This window comes from Enterobacter cloacae complex sp. 309I3, from assembly GCF_050031595.1.
Taxonomy (GTDB): domain Bacteria; phylum Pseudomonadota; class Gammaproteobacteria; order Enterobacterales; family Enterobacteriaceae; genus Enterobacter; species Enterobacter cloacae.
The window spans coordinates 1673193-1688365 of sequence record NZ_JBLGWI010000001.1 but is presented as its reverse complement, the minus strand read 5'-3'; the positions used below and the strand labels follow the sequence as shown (position 1 = coordinate 1688365).

Here is a 15173-nt window from a genome sequence, read left to right as displayed (position 1 = left end):
TTTTGGCAGTTCACCTGCCACGATTTGTTATGCGCCAGGATGTCTTTCTTCGTCTGGCGGTCCTGAACATCAATATCGTGAACAGATAGATAACTTTGCACCAAACACCAATCATTCTGCCTCAGTAAAATCTTAATTCCTTACGCTTACGCTTGTTGATCTCATGCTGGATGCCAGGCTTGTTATGACTCTGATGCGGAGAATGCCAACTCCAGGGAAACATCGATAAAAAGAGCATGTGAAACTGAGACTCCGGTAGCCCTCCCTTGTGGGGGCTTTTTTTGGGATTGATGCGCTTCGCTTGTTAAATATTGAGTATTTTCTAGAATTTAAAGGTGCTTTGCTATGTCAGGTAAAGCCGTCGTTCAGAAATACCCGTGCGCTCAAGGATGAGCCATCCCTAGTTTTTCCTTTCCAGCTCTATCTGCCTTATACCAGCCAGGTTATTATTGCCCTTCTCAATCACGGCCAGCAGCGGCTTAATCCAGAGCACAGCCTGGCAGTACGTTATTGAGCCGGCGGCAGCGGTACTATCATCGGCTGCGTCAGGTCTGCTGGTATCGGTGTGCATGGCGCTGGCACGTAAACGGTGCGCGTATTTGAGCAGCCCACCAGCGACATCAGCAGGAACAGGCAGATCACAAGTTTTTTCACGACGGAGAATCTCCCGGTATTCGATTACGGTTTCTTCGGTGCTGGTGTCGATAAGGGAGTTAAGCTTATTGGCATGTTCTGCAACCTGATTGAATCGATTGAAGTTGAATGCCTGGGTGGCGATTACCTGTCCCTGCAAAGAGTTGTCACTTCGCAGAACGTTGTTATCACTCTGCAGGCTGCTGGCATCTGAACAACTTTTAACGAGTGCTACTGACAGGACAGCAATGATGACAATCGCAACTGGGAAAAGATTAAATTTCACTGATCTATCCCCCAGCACGCCAGCGCACTTTCCTGATCACGACGCTCAACCTGACCGTAACAGCCATTTTTCTGGCCTTTGGTCAGGCGACAATCCCGCCCGCCGTCTTTAATCCACCAGCGGATAGCCTCACAGGCCCCTTTACGGTCACCGGCGTTGATTCGCTGGTAAAAGGTGGATGGATAGCATTTTCCGGGGCCGATGTTGTAGGGGCAGAACGATGCAATTCCTACCTTTTGCGGCGCTGTCAATGGAACCTTGATGTTCCTGTCGACCCAGGCAAGTGCTTTGTCGCGCTCAATGGCGTTCACTTTTTTGCATTGCGCCTCGGTGGCGGTCATGCCCTTCACGACACGCTTGCCGTCAATAACTGTCACGCCATGGCAGAGCGACCAGACGCCACCAGGATCCATGACGGCCACAAGAGCGTTGCCTTCTTTCTCACTGATGAACTGGTCGAACAGTACAGGCGCTGATGCTCCAGCGGCGATCAGGGATAGCATGGCGGCGCTGAGTTTTGCTCTTGTCGATGCCATGTTAATTATCCTGTGGTGGAGCGGTGATGTAGCCCTTCTTGAGGGCCTTCTCGTATGCCTTGGTCTGGCGTCTTTTGAAGTAGAGGTTGGTAAGGTAAGTGGCTATACCGATAAGAAAACCGCCAATCACTGCAACCTTGTTCCAGTCGAGGTCGTGCAACCATTGCAAAATGCCGCCTCCACAAATAAGACTGCCAGACACGCAATACGAGACTGCGGATGCGATTTTGTCAGGCATATATCGGATCATCTCTTTCTCCTCGCGTATTGGCGGGAGCTGTGTGTAATGGGTCAGGCCCTCGGGACGATTTAACAAGAAGGCATGTCGAGGATGGTTCCCGGAGCCTGAAATAAAAAAGCCCGCTTTTGATGGCGGGCTAATGAGTTGACTATTTGTAAGGTAGGTGTGAGTAAGACCTATGCTCAGAAGTGAAGCTGTATCGGCTGATTCACTATCGGTCCAGGAGAACCACCGGGCATTCAGTTACTTCCCACAACTCAAAGCGTAGCAGCAGTTTGTAAAACTATAAAAAAAAGCCTGCTTTTTATGGCAGGCTCTCAAGGAATTAAAGCATCGTTGTTATTTGTGTTTTGGTGCCGGGTGCCTCCCGGTGTCTCTGCCCCAGTTAGCAAAGACGCGCGCATACCTGCAAATAGCAGTTGACTGGAACGCCCTTTCGCTTAGAAAGAATTCACCACATTCATAATCTATGTTTGAGTCATAATCTGAGTCAATGGCAATTTAACAGGAGGCTAACCCAAAAAGACGCCTGTCCGGGTAAACAGGCCGAAGTTTATTCACAACAGGAATTATTATAGTTAAGTGGCGCCGGGGGCCTCCCGGTGGACTCTCCAGACACGAAGTCCGCGATCTCGTATACGATTCTCACCAGAGAAATTTTGACTGTACGCCACGCCGCATACGGGGATTCACCACGACTGCAATTTACCTATGATTCATAAATATCGTCAATCTACCAAACGGTAGGGGTTGATATTTTTTAAAATTTATTAATTAATTTTTTAACTTACAGGACTGTTATTACCACCGTAAGGAACTAAATCCCAGCCGCCGGCTTTTACAACCACAGACAGAAAAATGTGAAAACGTTTTGGCGGGGGATGCGATGTCGTCCCCCGCTTTTTTGTATTCAGTAACGGCAATCGGGGTGGACATCCCCCCTCTTATTGCCGTGAGTCCTCTCAGAATGAGGGGAAACAAAAAAGGCCACCGTGAGGTGGCCTATATATGATTGAAATTTTTGATTTGGTAAGGCTTGATCAGACCGGCAATGCCTTCGGCTTGCCCATGTGATATGTAACAAGACTGCTTTTGCTGCCATCTTCCCAGACTGTAGAGCTCTCGGTGATCTTCAAAATCACCCAGCCTTTAGAAAGGCCCAAATTGACTTGCTCCACATCTTCTACCGTCCGTACTTCCTGGATTTTACTCAACAAGTTTTCATCTGCGCTCATCAACTGGCCCTCAGTTAAAAAACACAACATAACAAACGCATTGAAGAAAAACCTTGCTGGAAATAAAAAAACCCGCACTCAGGCGGGTTTGATGTCGTGCAGGCGTAATATCCCACGATTAGAAGCATACAGGACAGTTTTATGCAAAGTCAACAGTAACGTGCAAAAAAGTGTCGCTATTTGCTCCGATCACATTAATAAGTTGTCGCCTTCTCAAATTCCACTGCTGCATGACGCTCACCCTGTCGCAGAGTGTCCACCAGCATTTCATAGAAGGGTTTCCAGTTGCGTGACCATGAGGACTGATGGAGGTCCGGGAGACGCTTCAGAATGGCGCGGTGTACCGTCGCCGAGGAGATAGCACAGAAGCCATTACCAGAGCAACGTTCACACGTTTTGAAAACCGGTGCGCCGCGGTCATTAGTCGCTTTGCGGTCCAACACTTCGCCTTTACCGCCACACCTGCACCGGGCAAGGATCACTTTCTTTCCTCCGCATGTTCCGCAAACCCTATTCACCAGCTCATTTTTAATCTTCGGCGCCACCACTTCGGCACCGTCGGCGTCAAAAATACCAGGATGTTTAACCACATCCTCATTCCCGGAGATAAACCCGGTACCACTGCAGCTGTGACACGTCACGCTGGTAGCCGCAGAACGGGAGTAATCAGCAAAGGCAAATTGTGCCAACATCTGCATGGACCATCCGAACTGCCCACCAGCAGCTTTGCGAACATTCTTCGGTGCAGCTTCCATCGCATATCGCGCCAGCGCCTGAACTGCGAGTTGTTCATCCGTTTTGCTGATTCCCGCTTTACCGAAGAACGCCGCCATACCGAAGCGCGCGCGGCTGCTGGTGGTACCAATGGCCGCCATAACATCGGTGCCGGTGAGACGATCAGGAGAGGTTCCCTTCACGTCGTCGCTGATGTGCATCCCCTGAGGGCTAAAATATTTGAGTGATGCTTCCAGTTTCATGCGCTTGCCCCCGCTGTTTTAATGGTTTTAATAGTCTGCATTGCTGGATTGCCTATCTTTTGCGTATCGTCTGGTTTGAGTTTTCTGCTGTGGCGCCGAACGCTGCTTTGCTAACTCCTGGTCAATTGGCAGGAAGTGCCCGTTATAGAATCGACGGTAAATCGTGCCTAGTTCACCGTTTCGCTGTTTGGTCACGTTAATTTCCGCGATCCCTTTCGCTGGAGACTCAGGGTTATAAACTTCGTCGCGGTAAAGCATCATGATTAGATCAGCATCTGCCTCGATCTCACCCGAGTTTTTGAGGTCTGAGTTCATTGGTCGCTTATTGGGCCGCGACTCAACGCCACGAGAAAGCTGGCTCAGGGCAAGCACCGGCGTTTTATTAGATTTAGCCAGACGTTTGAGTCCTTTTGACACCTCGCCGACGGCAAGGTCATATCGTGCAGTGCTTTCGATTTTGATGAGTGCCAGATAATCCACCACCACCAGCGCTATTTCCGGATGCGCCAGTTGCAGGCGGGTAGCTATCTGTTGAATCTGATCTACTGTCAGATCGGTGGAATCAACCATCCAGATGCTACGACCAGTCAGCCGTTCTACACCGTTTGTCAGCCTGGCCCAGTCCTCATCCTCAAAATCAGCAGCCTTTTTCAGGCGTGAAACAGACATACCACCCGCAGCAGATACCATTCGCTCACCGATCTGGATATTTGGCATTTCCATGCTGAAGAACAGCACACCGCGGCCCTGCTCAGAAACTTTGTCGATGATATCCAGCGCAAATTCAGTTTTACCCATCGACGGTCGCGCAGCGATAAACACGAGGTCTGTTGGTTCAATGCCGCCAGTCTTTGCATCAAGCTCTTCAATACCCGTCATGAGGCTTCTGGCTTCTTCGAGGCCGCGGTTGCGTGCATCTACCCGATCAACTACAGCAGGAAGAATGTCGTCGATATGAACTGGCTGAACGGTCTTTTCTTCGAGAGAAATTGCGGCAATGCTGTTCTGTGCAGCCCTGAATGCCGATAAAGCCGCATCACCGTTGTGAGCACTCCGGAGATCAGCCAGCGCCCTTTCAATCACAGCTTCGGCATCGCGAACAGCTGCATTACGCTCCAGCGTGGAAACGTAGGACACAAGCGCCGACTTCGCCCATGCGATACGGCTCGAGTCCATAATGATTGCGCTGTGCTTTGGCATGTTTTCGCAGAGCAGTACAGGGTCAATAACGCCAGCTCCACGCGCCTGACGGCAGATCCCAGTATATATTTCCCGATACTGCGGTACCGAGAAAGCGGTGGCTGGCACCCTGGAAAGAATATCCAGTACCTCAGGGTCGGCACCACGCAGAAAAATTGCGCCGATCACCGCACCTTCCAGATCTTCATTTTTCCAGACAGGAGTCATGCTACAACTCCTGACGCGATGGCACGGAAACTTCCCCAGCCAAATGCCAGACGGTTGCGGCCACCATCGGTAACCCGATCCACAATTCTCTCGCCAATCGTTTCTTTCAACTGGTCGAATGTAAGATTGCTGATCAGGATTGTTGGCAGAATGCTTTCGTACCTGGCATTGATAATTTCCTGAAGGATGGTCATTTCAGTCGGACTGCCGAACTGAACGCCCACCTCGTCGATAATTAGCAGATCCAATGAAGCGAAACGTTCAATTACATCTTCCTCGGTCATTTCAGCATTGTGGCGCCACGTGCTTTTCACTGCTCGGGTGAGGCGCATAACGTCGGTGATTTCCACTTTAGCGAGATGTCCACGGATAATGCTCTTCGCCATGGCCACTGCCAGATGGTTTTTACCGGTCCCGCAGTTTCCGGTCATGACGAGCCCAGTTCCAGCTTTCAGGCGATCAGGCCAACTGGCGGTGTAGCGCTGACAGACTGCCAGATTTTTGGCGGCATCCGGGTTGACAGCCTGGTAGTTATCGAATTCACATGCTTCGAATCGTCTTGCGATCCCGGCATTGTCCATCAGGTCGACTACTCGTAATGCACGCAGACTGGATTCAATGTCAGCAAGTTCCGTTTTCACACACTCCGGGCACTGGGAGTATTTAACGTTTTCAACTCCACGATATGCTTTTCCAGTGAGGGAAATGCGCTGATAGTTGCCATGTTTTTCACAGTCGGCGGCGTGGACGTCGCCTGACTCCCAGCTCCCCCACTGCCACGGTTTTTTATGTTCAACAGCAAACGCCAGTTCTTCACGAAGCCCTTCGCGCTTTGCCACCAGAGCTTCCCTTTCTTCGCGTTGTTTAATACTCAGCATTGTGATTTCTCCTGCTTACCAGTTGCAGTCTGATTGGCCATAGTCTTGTTCACTAAACCCCGAAACCGGCAGCCCACCAGGTCTACCGCTTACCGCACCAGATGGCGCCTGCCATGGCTCTTCGAAATGCCGATCGGGTCCAAAGAACGTCGCCGCCTGTTTCACGTACTGCGTTCCGGCGCTACCTGTAGCACGGACATAACCTGCATAACGGTTTACACCAGCCAGCATTGCCTCAGTGTTAACACCGTCTTTGATTCGAGCTTTCCAGGCTTTCCAGGCGGCAGCTTTAGAATTACCGCCAGCACGTTTAGGGTATGCCTGCCATGCCTGCTCGAACTCGTTGGAATAGTTCTCTTTGGAAGAGCGATTTTCAGAATGGTTATCAGATGAACCGTTATATTTAGGTTCTATGACTGATTCATTGACTGGTTCAAAAGAGTGACTGATTCTGGGTGCAGCTCCTGCACTACCCCCTAGTGAATCTCCTGCACTACTGAAATCAAGCCGATATACATTACTTGAGTTACCTTTTGGACCTGGGCGAAGTTCTTTTTTTACCAGGCCGCATTCACATAAAGCATCAATGTGAATCATCACAGATCGCTTACTGATTTCGCACTGATCGGCGATATGTTGATAGCTTGGCCAGCACTCGCCATGGTCACTAGCGTTATCTGCAAGCTTCAGTAGCACGAGCTTACGCAGTGGATTTCCCACCTTGACCTTCATTGCTTTAACCATCAGTTCCATGCTCATGCGACACCCGCCAACTCATTTTCGTTACTGAATTCAGCCACCAGTAAAGGTTCGCTGACGCAATAATGCCGTGACATATCACACCTCATTGCCCGGGTGCGGGAAAAGAGTCGGCAAATCAGGACGCAGTTCATGAGGCTTAACAACTCCATTAACTGCGTTTGAGACTGCCACTGCATGGACAGGAGAAACTTTCTTGATCCCCCTGACCCACTTCCAGACCGCTCCTTGCGTAACGCCAACCTTTTTAGCAAGTGAACTTTGCCCACCAGCAACGTACACGGCTTTCGCCATTGGGGATTCAAAAACCTCATCAGTCATAACAAAGCCCTTAGTATTAATATTAAAGATATAAAATAATACCAAAGGAATAATTAATCAAGTATTATCCGCTTGCCATGGTTAATCCTGTGGTATTAAATATGCACAGAAATCGGAGATACTTAGATGAACACACTTGCAGAAAGACTAAGGCTGGCGATGGCTCATGCCGGGGCTACTCAAAGTCAATTAGCGCATAGGGTTGGGGTAAGCCAGGGGGCCATACAAAAACTAACCTCAGGAAAAGCTCAGTCCAGCGGAAAAATCGTGGATATAGCCAAAGCGTTGGATGTAGATCCAATATGGTTAAGCACTGGTGAAGGCACCATGGGGCCCTCAAAAACTCCAGAACAAAGGATGCTTGGTATAGATCCATGGGATAAGCAAACGCCGCTGGAGGATGATGAGGTAGAGGTGCCTTACTTGAAGGATATCGAGTTCGCATGTGGAGATGGCAGCGCTCTTAATGATGATTACAATGGCAAAAAACTTAGGTTTTCCAAAGCAACATTGCGAAAGGTGGGAGCTAATAGTGATGGTGATGGCGTTCTATGCTTTGCTGCACACGGGAATAGCATGGAGCCAGTGATCTCTGATGGCTCAACTGTTGCCATAAACTGCCATGACAAGCGTATCGTGGATGGTAAAATTTACGGCATCAACCAAGGTGGATGGAAAAGGTTAAAAATCCTCTACAGATCTGGGCCAGATAAGGTAACAATCAGAAGCTACAACTCTGATGAATACCCTGACGAAGAAGTAGACATGGATAGTCTTGAGGTTTTAGGAAGGCTGTTTTGGGTATCAACAATCTTCTGATCTGCTACCAAAAAAGCACCAAGCCGACCATAGTGTCGGCTTTTTTATTACTAAAATAATCTTCAATAACAAATACATAAGAAATCTATTATTCTTTTTGTATTAATACCATTGACCTCCAATTATTACTTAAGTATTCTCATTTCATCGGCAAACAACGGAGCCAATGAGATGAATACAACCTCCCAACCAAACCCAGCGAGCCAGGCATTTGATATCCACGCCAAGCTTAAAGCAGCAAATTCACACTGGATTTATTTACGAGCTGCACAGCCTCATCAGAATGATTTTGATTACGAATTTAACACAACTTTTATTGATGGTTTGGAATTCGCTATCTACGAACGTGTAGATAATTATTTTGTTCTGGTTGATTTCTTTAAGTCTTATGAAGAAGCATGTGATGATGCTAAAAAAATCATAGATGACCATCCTGATATTAAAAAAATGTTTTCTGTTAGCTAACTAACCAATTAATTAACCAACTCAATTAATCAAAATTAACACCTTTTAGGGTGGGGAAAAACTCACCCTGAGGAAATGAAAATGCAAAATTCCGTCGCAGTTAATCAGCCAGTTAAAACGCCTCAAATGCTGTTCGGATCTGACAACATCAATGACTTTGGCAACCGCGTACAAAGCTGCCGGATGGAAGGTGATTCAATGCAGCCGACCATCGAACCATGTGAGGTTGTGGCTTTCGTTGATTGCGGTGGACGTGCGCTTACCTCTGGCATTTATGTTTACACAATGGATGCTTTTGGTCGCCCATGTCTTTTCATTAAGAGAATTGAGCCATTAGCTGATGGCTCATTAAAAATCATTTCTGATAACCATCATTACGAAACTTTCACCCTTAATACCGATGAACAGAAAGAAATCAAAATTCACGGTCGGGTGGTGGCTTCTTTGGCTGTGAGGCGCTTCGTATGACTTTCATCATTGATAAATCGGCATATAGAACAGCATGCCTTTATGCGGCCTGCGGTTACGAGGTAATCGCTCGTCTTTATCTTAAAAAAGCATATGGTCGGTAATTATGAGCTTATTAAAAAGGCAAGACATTCAGGTTGTGAACATCAAAGCCGAGCAACTGGCTGGTTTATCGCAAACATTATTTGAATATCACGACAAACTGGACCATTTCCAACTTAAAACTATTTGCTCTCTTGTTTATGACATTGCTGGCGAAATTCATGATTGGACCGAAAAAGAAGAGGAAATTGTTATGAGCTTAGAGGAGGAGGCTCGCCGCAATGGATAAATTAATCGAGACATATCGCCGCCGAATTTTAAAAGCAGCGTTATTACGCCACCAGCGTAAAACAGGCAGTAACTGCCTTGTTATTAAGCTCAATAAAGGCGGCATTAACACGGTCGAGTTAACAGAGATTCTTCTTGATGGATTATTGAGAAAATTCGAAAGGCTTGCGATCAGTGAGTACGGGAATGTCGAAGGCGTAAAAGCTATCAAGGGAATTTACAGCAGCGCTGTTGATGTTAATGGCAGCGGTGAATTCCTTACGGATAGCGGGAAGGAGTTAATCGACGAGCTCATTTCTGAGCTGGTTGAGTTCGTCAAAAAACAAAAAGTGGAGGCTCCGAAAACGGAGGGTCATGAAATGGGGGGATCTGATGGCACTTACAGCGATACGAATTCCTGAGTGGGTTCACCTCAAAGCGGTACACGTTTTAAGCCAGTTCAGGGCAAGGCGCATTCACCCCTGCCGAATGCACGGCTCCGGGAATTTGAGCCTCAAAGTTAACCATCGCTGGCGGCTACTCTCCCGCGATGGCGGCAAGAACTGGGAAGTAATGAGTCACGAACGATACAGCAAAGTTAAGGACCGGAAATGAAAGATAAACGCACCGTAAGCACAATTGATCTGGCATTACAGAAGCACGATACGCCAGTTGGCCCGCTGTTCGTGGCAGTACGCCACGGTCGTATCAAAAAATGCTTCACGCGAGATACGGCGATCCGCTATCTGGCTTTCTTCATGACCACCGGGGCTTTTGAGCGTTCAGGTTTTCCGCAGCGTCACCCGCGGGTGCGTATTGATCTCGATGACAGGGAAGTATGGCGAGACGGGGAAACAAAGGCTGAGTATCTGGCCGCCCACCAGCGTTGTGTTCGCCGTCTGCGTCGCATCCTGGCGCGCAAGCGAGAAATGGAGAAATGGTGTGAAAAATGGGACGCGATGCATGACCGGTTCATTAAAGAGGTCGATGCACTTCAAGCCATCAAGCCTAAAGGAGTGTATTGATGATTGCTTCAGCCTTTACTCCGGAGCCGACATCAACAGGCATCCGTTTTGGTAACCGCGTCATTGGTTATTCCGTCGCGGTTCGCCAGCTCGACAATGGCAACTATGACAAACGAATTCCGGATGGATTAGATCTGCTGGCTTGCATCATGGAAGCGATTGAAAGCGGCTGGTTTACCCCTGGCATCGAGAAAGAAATCATCATTTGGCGTTGGATGCTTGTTGCGGTCTTCATTACCGAGGAGCAGGCAAAGAACGGCACAGTTGAGGTTGCCAACGATTCTGGAGGGTTTGACACCGCAGTTATCTACTCCGGACAGCACGGTTCAATCAGTGTTTATCCTGCGCCAGAGCGGTTCGCACTCGCAAGCCATGTGGAAGGGTTAGCCATTGAGAAATACGGTCAGGAACTCGGCCAGCAGATGGCGCTGCGCATGTACCGGGACATGTTAGATACGGACGCTGAGAACGGGCTTCAACTCTCAAAAATGGGCCGGGAAGGTTTTAATCTCCTTCATGACAGCTTTATTGAACAGATTCAGAAAGAAGGTATGCCTGACAAGCCGGTTATGCACTGAGGAGGACGAAAATGAACACAGTAACGATCAATAACAAACAGCTGCCGGCAGTCGAATATCGCGGTCAGCGCGTTGTGACATTCGCAATGATTGACGAAGCTCACCAACGACCAGATGGAACAGCAGGACGTAATTTTCGTGAAAACAGGAACTACTTTGTCGAGGGGGTAGATTACGTTGAATTAGGTTCCGACGCTATACGCCGGGACCTTCCGGAAGGTGTGTTTTCTAAGTTTGCGCCCTCTGGAATTGTGCTTTTCGAATCTGGATATCTGATGGTGGCGAAGTCACTCACGGACGATCTGGCCTGGCAGGTTCAGCGTGAGCTGGTTAACAGCTATTTTCGCACTCGCGCACCGCTGACGGAAATCGAGATGATCGCCGCAATGGCCGCCGATGCCGTTCGCCAGCAGAAGCGCCTGAATCATGTTGAAGAGCAGATCGAAACAGTCACAGAAGCTGTGGAGAACATCAAACGCGGGACCATGCGCGCCGGATATGTCGGTTACCGCCAGGTGGTAGCCAAAAGCGGAATGAGTGACGTCAAGTGCCGAAATTTGGTCAATGCCTACCGCATCCCTACAGACACGCACGAATTTATGACTCCAGACGGGCTTTTGTCACGTAGGGCTATCGTCGAACTGGAGCCGTTTATGGCCGCGTTTCGCCAGATGATGTCAGAAGCTGAACCGCGCGGCACCCGCTGGTATCACCCTAAAATGGGCCTGTTCCAGGCGATTGGGTGGGAGGGTTAAGAATGCACAAACTCTTCGTGGAGACAAACAACCTGAACACTATCAGCGATTGCCTGCAGCAGCTTGTTAACGCAGAAGAAGCGCAGCTCAGTATTGAAGAGCAGCTGGCAAAATCGAACAGCAGCAGTGAATGGAGTACATGGCGCAAAAAGGCAGAGAACGCGCTGCGGCTGATCAAAGGGAAGCGTCGCATCATCACAGCCCGTCTGGCAGTCCTGCGTCATGAGGAAAAAGAACTCAACCTGGAGCTGCACCAGCAGCACAACGATTTCCTGGTTCAGGCTCTGCGCGAAATCGTAACGCCCTCCTCTTTTGCGCGTTGCGTGCGTCTGGCTAAAGAGAAAATGGAGGAGATCCATGCAAACCAGTGCTGAAATCGTTCTTCTGGTGCCGAATGACTGGGTTAGCGAAAAGGTTCTGATTGCGGTTACCGGGCTCAAGCCCGGAACCATCACCCGCGCCAGAAAAGAATCCTGGATGCTGGGCCGCGAGTACCTGCACATTTCACCAGATGGTAATCCCAAGCCTTCGAGCGAATGCATGTACAACAGGAAAGCCGTTGATCAGTGGATCGAGGCGCAGAAAAAAAATCAACCAGGTGCGAAGACAGCATGAAAAGCAGTACACTCGTCAACGCTCCTGGACGTCAGGAGGGATTAATGGCTAATGCATCATACCCGACAGGCGTCGAAAACCACGGCGGTTCACTCCGCATCTGGTTTGTATATAAAGGCAAGCGTGTCAGAGAAAACCTCGGTGTCCCTGATACTGCCAAAAATCGCAAGATAGCCGGCGAGCTTCGTTCTTCAGTTTGTTTTGCGATAAGGATGGGAAATTTTGACTATGCGGAAAAATTCCCAAACTCACCGAACCTTGCCCGGTTCGGTCAGGATAGAAAGGAAATTACTGTGCTGGAGCTTACCGAAAAGTGGTCTGAGCTGAAGAGGATGGAAATCAGCTCTAACACTATGAGTCGGTACGAATCCATCATAAAAAACATGCTTCCGCGCATCGGCGAAAACAAAATGGTTTCTGCGGTGACCACTGAGGATTTGCTGTACGTGAGAAAGGAGTTGCTGACGGGTTTTCATGTAATGAAGAAGGATCACCGGACACAGGTTAAAGGCAGGAAGTCTTCGACCGTGAATAATTACATGATGCTGATGGCCGAGATCTTCCAGTTTGGAGCGGATAACGGTTACGCGAAGGAAAACCCGTTTAGCGGAATTAACCGCCTCAAAAAAGCGAAAGGTGAACCAGATCCACTCACGACAGAAGAGTTTATCCGGTTTATCCAGGCTTGCGGCCACCAGCAGATGAGAAATCTCTGGTCGCTGGCAGTCTATACTGGAATGAGGCATGGGGAGTTGTGCGGTCTGGCGTGGGAAGATATCGATCTGCATGCCGGAACCATCACAGTGAAACGCAACCTTACCCAGACGAATGAGTTCACCCTGCCAAAAACCGACGCAGGCACTGACAGGGTGATTTATCTCATTCAACCAGCTATTGATGCCCTGAGGAATCAGGCCCAGCTGACGCGCCTTGGCCGGCAGTATGAGATTGAAGTGAAATTGCGGGAATATGGCCAGTCAGTCATACACCCCTGCACTTTCGTTTTCAGTCCTCAATGCGTCAAGCATGGGCCTCGTAGAGGATATCACTACGCGGTTAATTCGATTAATAAAATTTGGGCCCCGATAATCAAGCGCGCCGGAATACGGTACCGCAACGCCTACCAGTCACGACATACTTATGCGTGCTGGTCATTATCAGCTGGGGCAAACCCAAACTTTATAGCAACTCAAATGGGACATACCGATGCACAGATGGTTTACAAGGTGTATGGAAAGTGGATGTCAGAGAAGAGTGCCGAACAGGTTTCCCTTCTCAACCAGGCGCTTTCACGCTTTGCCCCATCACTGCCCCAAAGCATGGTAGTAGCACAGTAGTAATCTGTAAATTCAAGTGGTTAGCAGCCATATCGCTACATTTGTATAACACGGGGCACAAAATGCCCTCGACCATAAAGAGCGCTTATGTTGTGATCGGGGTTCAATAAATCACTAAACAAGGTATACTCCGGAGTTGTTTATTGTACTAAACGCTCCTGTGAGAGGATGCTACTGCGCACCTATGACTCGATTCGCTTCTCCTGTTCTGCATACGTTGCTGGATACCGACGCGTATAAACTGCACATGCAGCAAGCCGTTTTCCACCATTATTATGATGTTGATGTTGCGGCGGAATTCCGCTGCCGTGGCGACGACTTGCTCGGTATCTACGCAGATTCCATTCGTGAACAGGTCGATGCTATGCAGCATCTGACGTTGCAGGACGACGAATATCAGTGGCTTTCTGGCCTGCCTTTCTTTAAAGCGGACTATCTGAACTGGCTGCGCGACTTCCGTTATAAGCCAGAGCAGGTCACCGTCACGAATGATAACGGCAAGCTGGATATTCGCCTTGAAGGCCCATGGCGTGAAGTGATCATGTGGGAAGTTCCGCTGCTGGCCGTAATCAGCGAGCTGGCTCACCGCTACCGTTCGCCGGAAACAGGGGTGACTCAGGCACTGGCCGCGCTGGAAAACAAACTCGCAGGGTTTGCCACCCTGACGGATGGGCTGGATATGTCCCGCTTCCGTCTGATGGACTTTGGCACACGTCGCCGTTTCTCCCGCGACGTTCAGCAGGCCATTGTTCAGCGTCTGCAGCAAGAGTCGTGGTTCGTGGGCACCAGTAATTACGATCTGGCACGTCGTCTGAACCTGACACCAATGGGTACCCAGGCACACGAATGGTTCCAGGCGCATCAGCAGATCAGTCCAGATCTGGCCAACAGCCAACGCGCCGCATTGGCCGCGTGGCTTGACGAGTATCCGAATCAACTCGGCATCGCCCTGACCGACTGCATCACGATGGATGCGTTCCTGCGTGATTTCGGCCCTGAGTTCGCTGAGCGTTACCAGGGGTTACGTCATGACTCCGGGGATCCGGTTGAATGGGGTGAGAAGGCGATCGCGCATTACGAAAAACTCGGCATCGACCCGATGAGCAAGGTGCTGGTCTTCTCCGACAACCTCGATCTCGCGAAAGCGGTTGAACTCTATCGCCATTTCAGTACCCGAGTGAACCTGAGCTTCGGGATTGGCACCCGTTTAACCTGCGACATCCCTCAGGTAAAACCGCTGAATATCGTGATAAAACTGGTGGAATGTAACGGCAAGCCGGTAGCCAAGCTCTCCGATAGCCCGGGTAAAACCATCTGTCATGACAAAGCGTTTGTCCGCGCGTTACGCAAAGCTTTTGATCTCCCTCAGGTCAAAAAAGCCAGTTAAGCGCTTAAGGGAGCCAAATGGCTCCCTACTTCTTATTTATTTCTTAATTCTTCTCTTTTGACTGCGAAATTTACTTGTCTGATAGCGGATGGCAGGTAACATAGATATCCCCCCATTTGGGTGGACAAGTGTTTATTTTTTC

Annotated in this window: 22 protein-coding genes; 13 read left to right on the top strand and 9 right to left on the bottom strand. The window is 49.2% G+C overall.

Translation table 11 applies throughout. The features are described from left to right. Positions 1-400: 400 nt before the first annotated feature. From ACQG22_RS07885 to ACQG22_RS07845, 9 genes are all read right to left on the bottom strand, one after another. Positions 401-919, bottom strand: a complete 519-nt coding sequence (locus tag ACQG22_RS07885; protein ID WP_196362232.1) for a hypothetical protein — start codon at positions 917-919, stop codon at positions 401-403. Beyond that, positions 916-1455 (bottom strand): lysozyme, encoded by a 540-nt coding sequence (locus ACQG22_RS07880; protein WP_196362233.1) that lies wholly within the window; start codon positions 1453-1455, stop codon positions 916-918. Before ACQG22_RS07880 ends, ACQG22_RS07885 begins: the two co-directional genes overlap by 4 nt. Before the next feature lies 1 nt (position 1456). Next, a complete protein-coding gene (locus ACQG22_RS07875) occupies positions 1457-1705 on the bottom strand; it encodes a class II holin family protein (RefSeq protein WP_008499363.1) in 249 nt (82 codons plus the stop codon). Between the two features lie 1031 nt (positions 1706-2736). Beyond that, the gene (locus ACQG22_RS07870) at positions 2737-2931 is read right to left on the bottom strand and encodes a hypothetical protein (RefSeq protein WP_045347645.1); all 195 of its coding nucleotides are present in this window, start codon (positions 2929-2931) and stop codon (positions 2737-2739) included. Positions 2932-3125: 194 nt separating this feature from the next. After that, positions 3126-3908, bottom strand: coding sequence for an antitermination protein (locus ACQG22_RS07865; RefSeq protein ID WP_369706406.1), 783 nt, complete (start codon positions 3906-3908; stop codon positions 3126-3128). 27 nt (positions 3909-3935) lie between these two features. Next, positions 3936-5315 carry a replicative DNA helicase gene (locus ACQG22_RS07860; RefSeq protein ID WP_369706405.1) on the bottom strand — a complete coding sequence of 460 codons (1380 nt, stop codon included), beginning with the start codon at positions 5313-5315 and terminating at the stop codon, positions 3936-3938. Beyond that, positions 5312-6193, bottom strand: coding sequence for an ATP-binding protein (locus tag ACQG22_RS07855; protein ID WP_369706404.1), 882 nt, complete (start codon positions 6191-6193; stop codon positions 5312-5314). Before ACQG22_RS07855 ends, ACQG22_RS07860 begins: the two co-directional genes overlap by 4 nt. Before the next feature lie 15 nt (positions 6194-6208). Further along, a complete protein-coding gene (locus ACQG22_RS07850) occupies positions 6209-6952 on the bottom strand; it encodes a helix-turn-helix domain-containing protein (RefSeq protein ID WP_237756813.1) in 744 nt (247 codons plus the stop codon). Positions 6953-7030: 78 nt separating this feature from the next. After that, positions 7031-7273, bottom strand: coding sequence for a transcriptional regulator (locus ACQG22_RS07845; RefSeq protein WP_023296238.1), 243 nt, complete (start codon positions 7271-7273; stop codon positions 7031-7033). A 126-nt stretch (positions 7274-7399) separates the two neighbouring features. Between ACQG22_RS07845 and ACQG22_RS07840 the strand changes: the two genes are divergently transcribed. From ACQG22_RS07840 to pncB, 13 genes are all read left to right on the top strand, one after another. Then, complete coding sequence (locus tag ACQG22_RS07840) at positions 7400-8092, top strand: XRE family transcriptional regulator (RefSeq protein ID WP_369706403.1); 693 nt, start codon at positions 7400-7402, stop codon at positions 8090-8092. 171 nt (positions 8093-8263) lie between these two features. Further along, a complete protein-coding gene (locus tag ACQG22_RS07835; RefSeq protein WP_032610623.1) occupies positions 8264-8557 on the top strand; it encodes a hypothetical protein in 294 nt (97 codons plus the stop codon). 81 nt (positions 8558-8638) lie between these two features. Next, positions 8639-9025: a S24 family peptidase gene (locus tag ACQG22_RS07830; protein ID WP_032673909.1), complete on the top strand. Its 387-nt coding sequence runs from the start codon at positions 8639-8641 to the stop codon at positions 9023-9025. Between the two features lie 106 nt (positions 9026-9131). Then, entirely contained in the window at positions 9132-9356 is a 225-nt protein-coding gene (locus tag ACQG22_RS07825; protein WP_006811079.1) for a hypothetical protein, read from the top strand. Further along, a complete protein-coding gene (locus ACQG22_RS07820) occupies positions 9349-9756 on the top strand; it encodes a hypothetical protein (RefSeq protein WP_023296234.1) in 408 nt (135 codons plus the stop codon). Before ACQG22_RS07825 ends, ACQG22_RS07820 begins: the two co-directional genes overlap by 8 nt. After that, on the top strand, positions 9710-9949 hold the full coding sequence (locus ACQG22_RS07815; protein ID WP_419095430.1) for a hypothetical protein: 240 nt from the start codon (positions 9710-9712) through the stop codon (positions 9947-9949). Before ACQG22_RS07820 ends, ACQG22_RS07815 begins: the two co-directional genes overlap by 47 nt. Beyond that, positions 9946-10359: a hypothetical protein gene (locus tag ACQG22_RS07810; protein ID WP_369706402.1), complete on the top strand. Its 414-nt coding sequence runs from the start codon at positions 9946-9948 to the stop codon at positions 10357-10359. Before ACQG22_RS07815 ends, ACQG22_RS07810 begins: the two co-directional genes overlap by 4 nt. After that, entirely contained in the window at positions 10359-10937 is a 579-nt protein-coding gene (locus ACQG22_RS07805) for a hypothetical protein (protein ID WP_013097280.1), read from the top strand. The genes ACQG22_RS07810 and ACQG22_RS07805 overlap by 1 nt, the downstream gene beginning before the upstream one ends. 11 nt (positions 10938-10948) lie before the next feature. After that, complete coding sequence (locus ACQG22_RS07800) at positions 10949-11692, top strand: ORF6N domain-containing protein (protein ID WP_199556958.1); 744 nt, start codon at positions 10949-10951, stop codon at positions 11690-11692. Positions 11693-11694: 2 nt separating this feature from the next. Further along, on the top strand, positions 11695-12066 hold the full coding sequence (locus ACQG22_RS07795; RefSeq protein WP_369706401.1) for a hypothetical protein: 372 nt from the start codon (positions 11695-11697) through the stop codon (positions 12064-12066). Further along, the gene (locus ACQG22_RS07790; protein ID WP_013097283.1) at positions 12050-12307 is read left to right on the top strand and encodes an excisionase family protein; all 258 of its coding nucleotides are present in this window, start codon (positions 12050-12052) and stop codon (positions 12305-12307) included. Before ACQG22_RS07795 ends, ACQG22_RS07790 begins: the two co-directional genes overlap by 17 nt. A 44-nt stretch (positions 12308-12351) precedes the next feature. Then, positions 12352-13644 (top strand): tyrosine-type recombinase/integrase, encoded by a 1293-nt coding sequence (locus tag ACQG22_RS07785; protein WP_045404144.1) that lies wholly within the window; start codon positions 12352-12354, stop codon positions 13642-13644. 184 nt (positions 13645-13828) lie between these two features. Further along, positions 13829-15031 carry a nicotinate phosphoribosyltransferase gene (pncB, locus tag ACQG22_RS07780; protein WP_029882976.1) on the top strand — a complete coding sequence of 401 codons (1203 nt, stop codon included), beginning with the start codon at positions 13829-13831 and terminating at the stop codon, positions 15029-15031. Positions 15032-15173 lie beyond the last annotated feature (142 nt).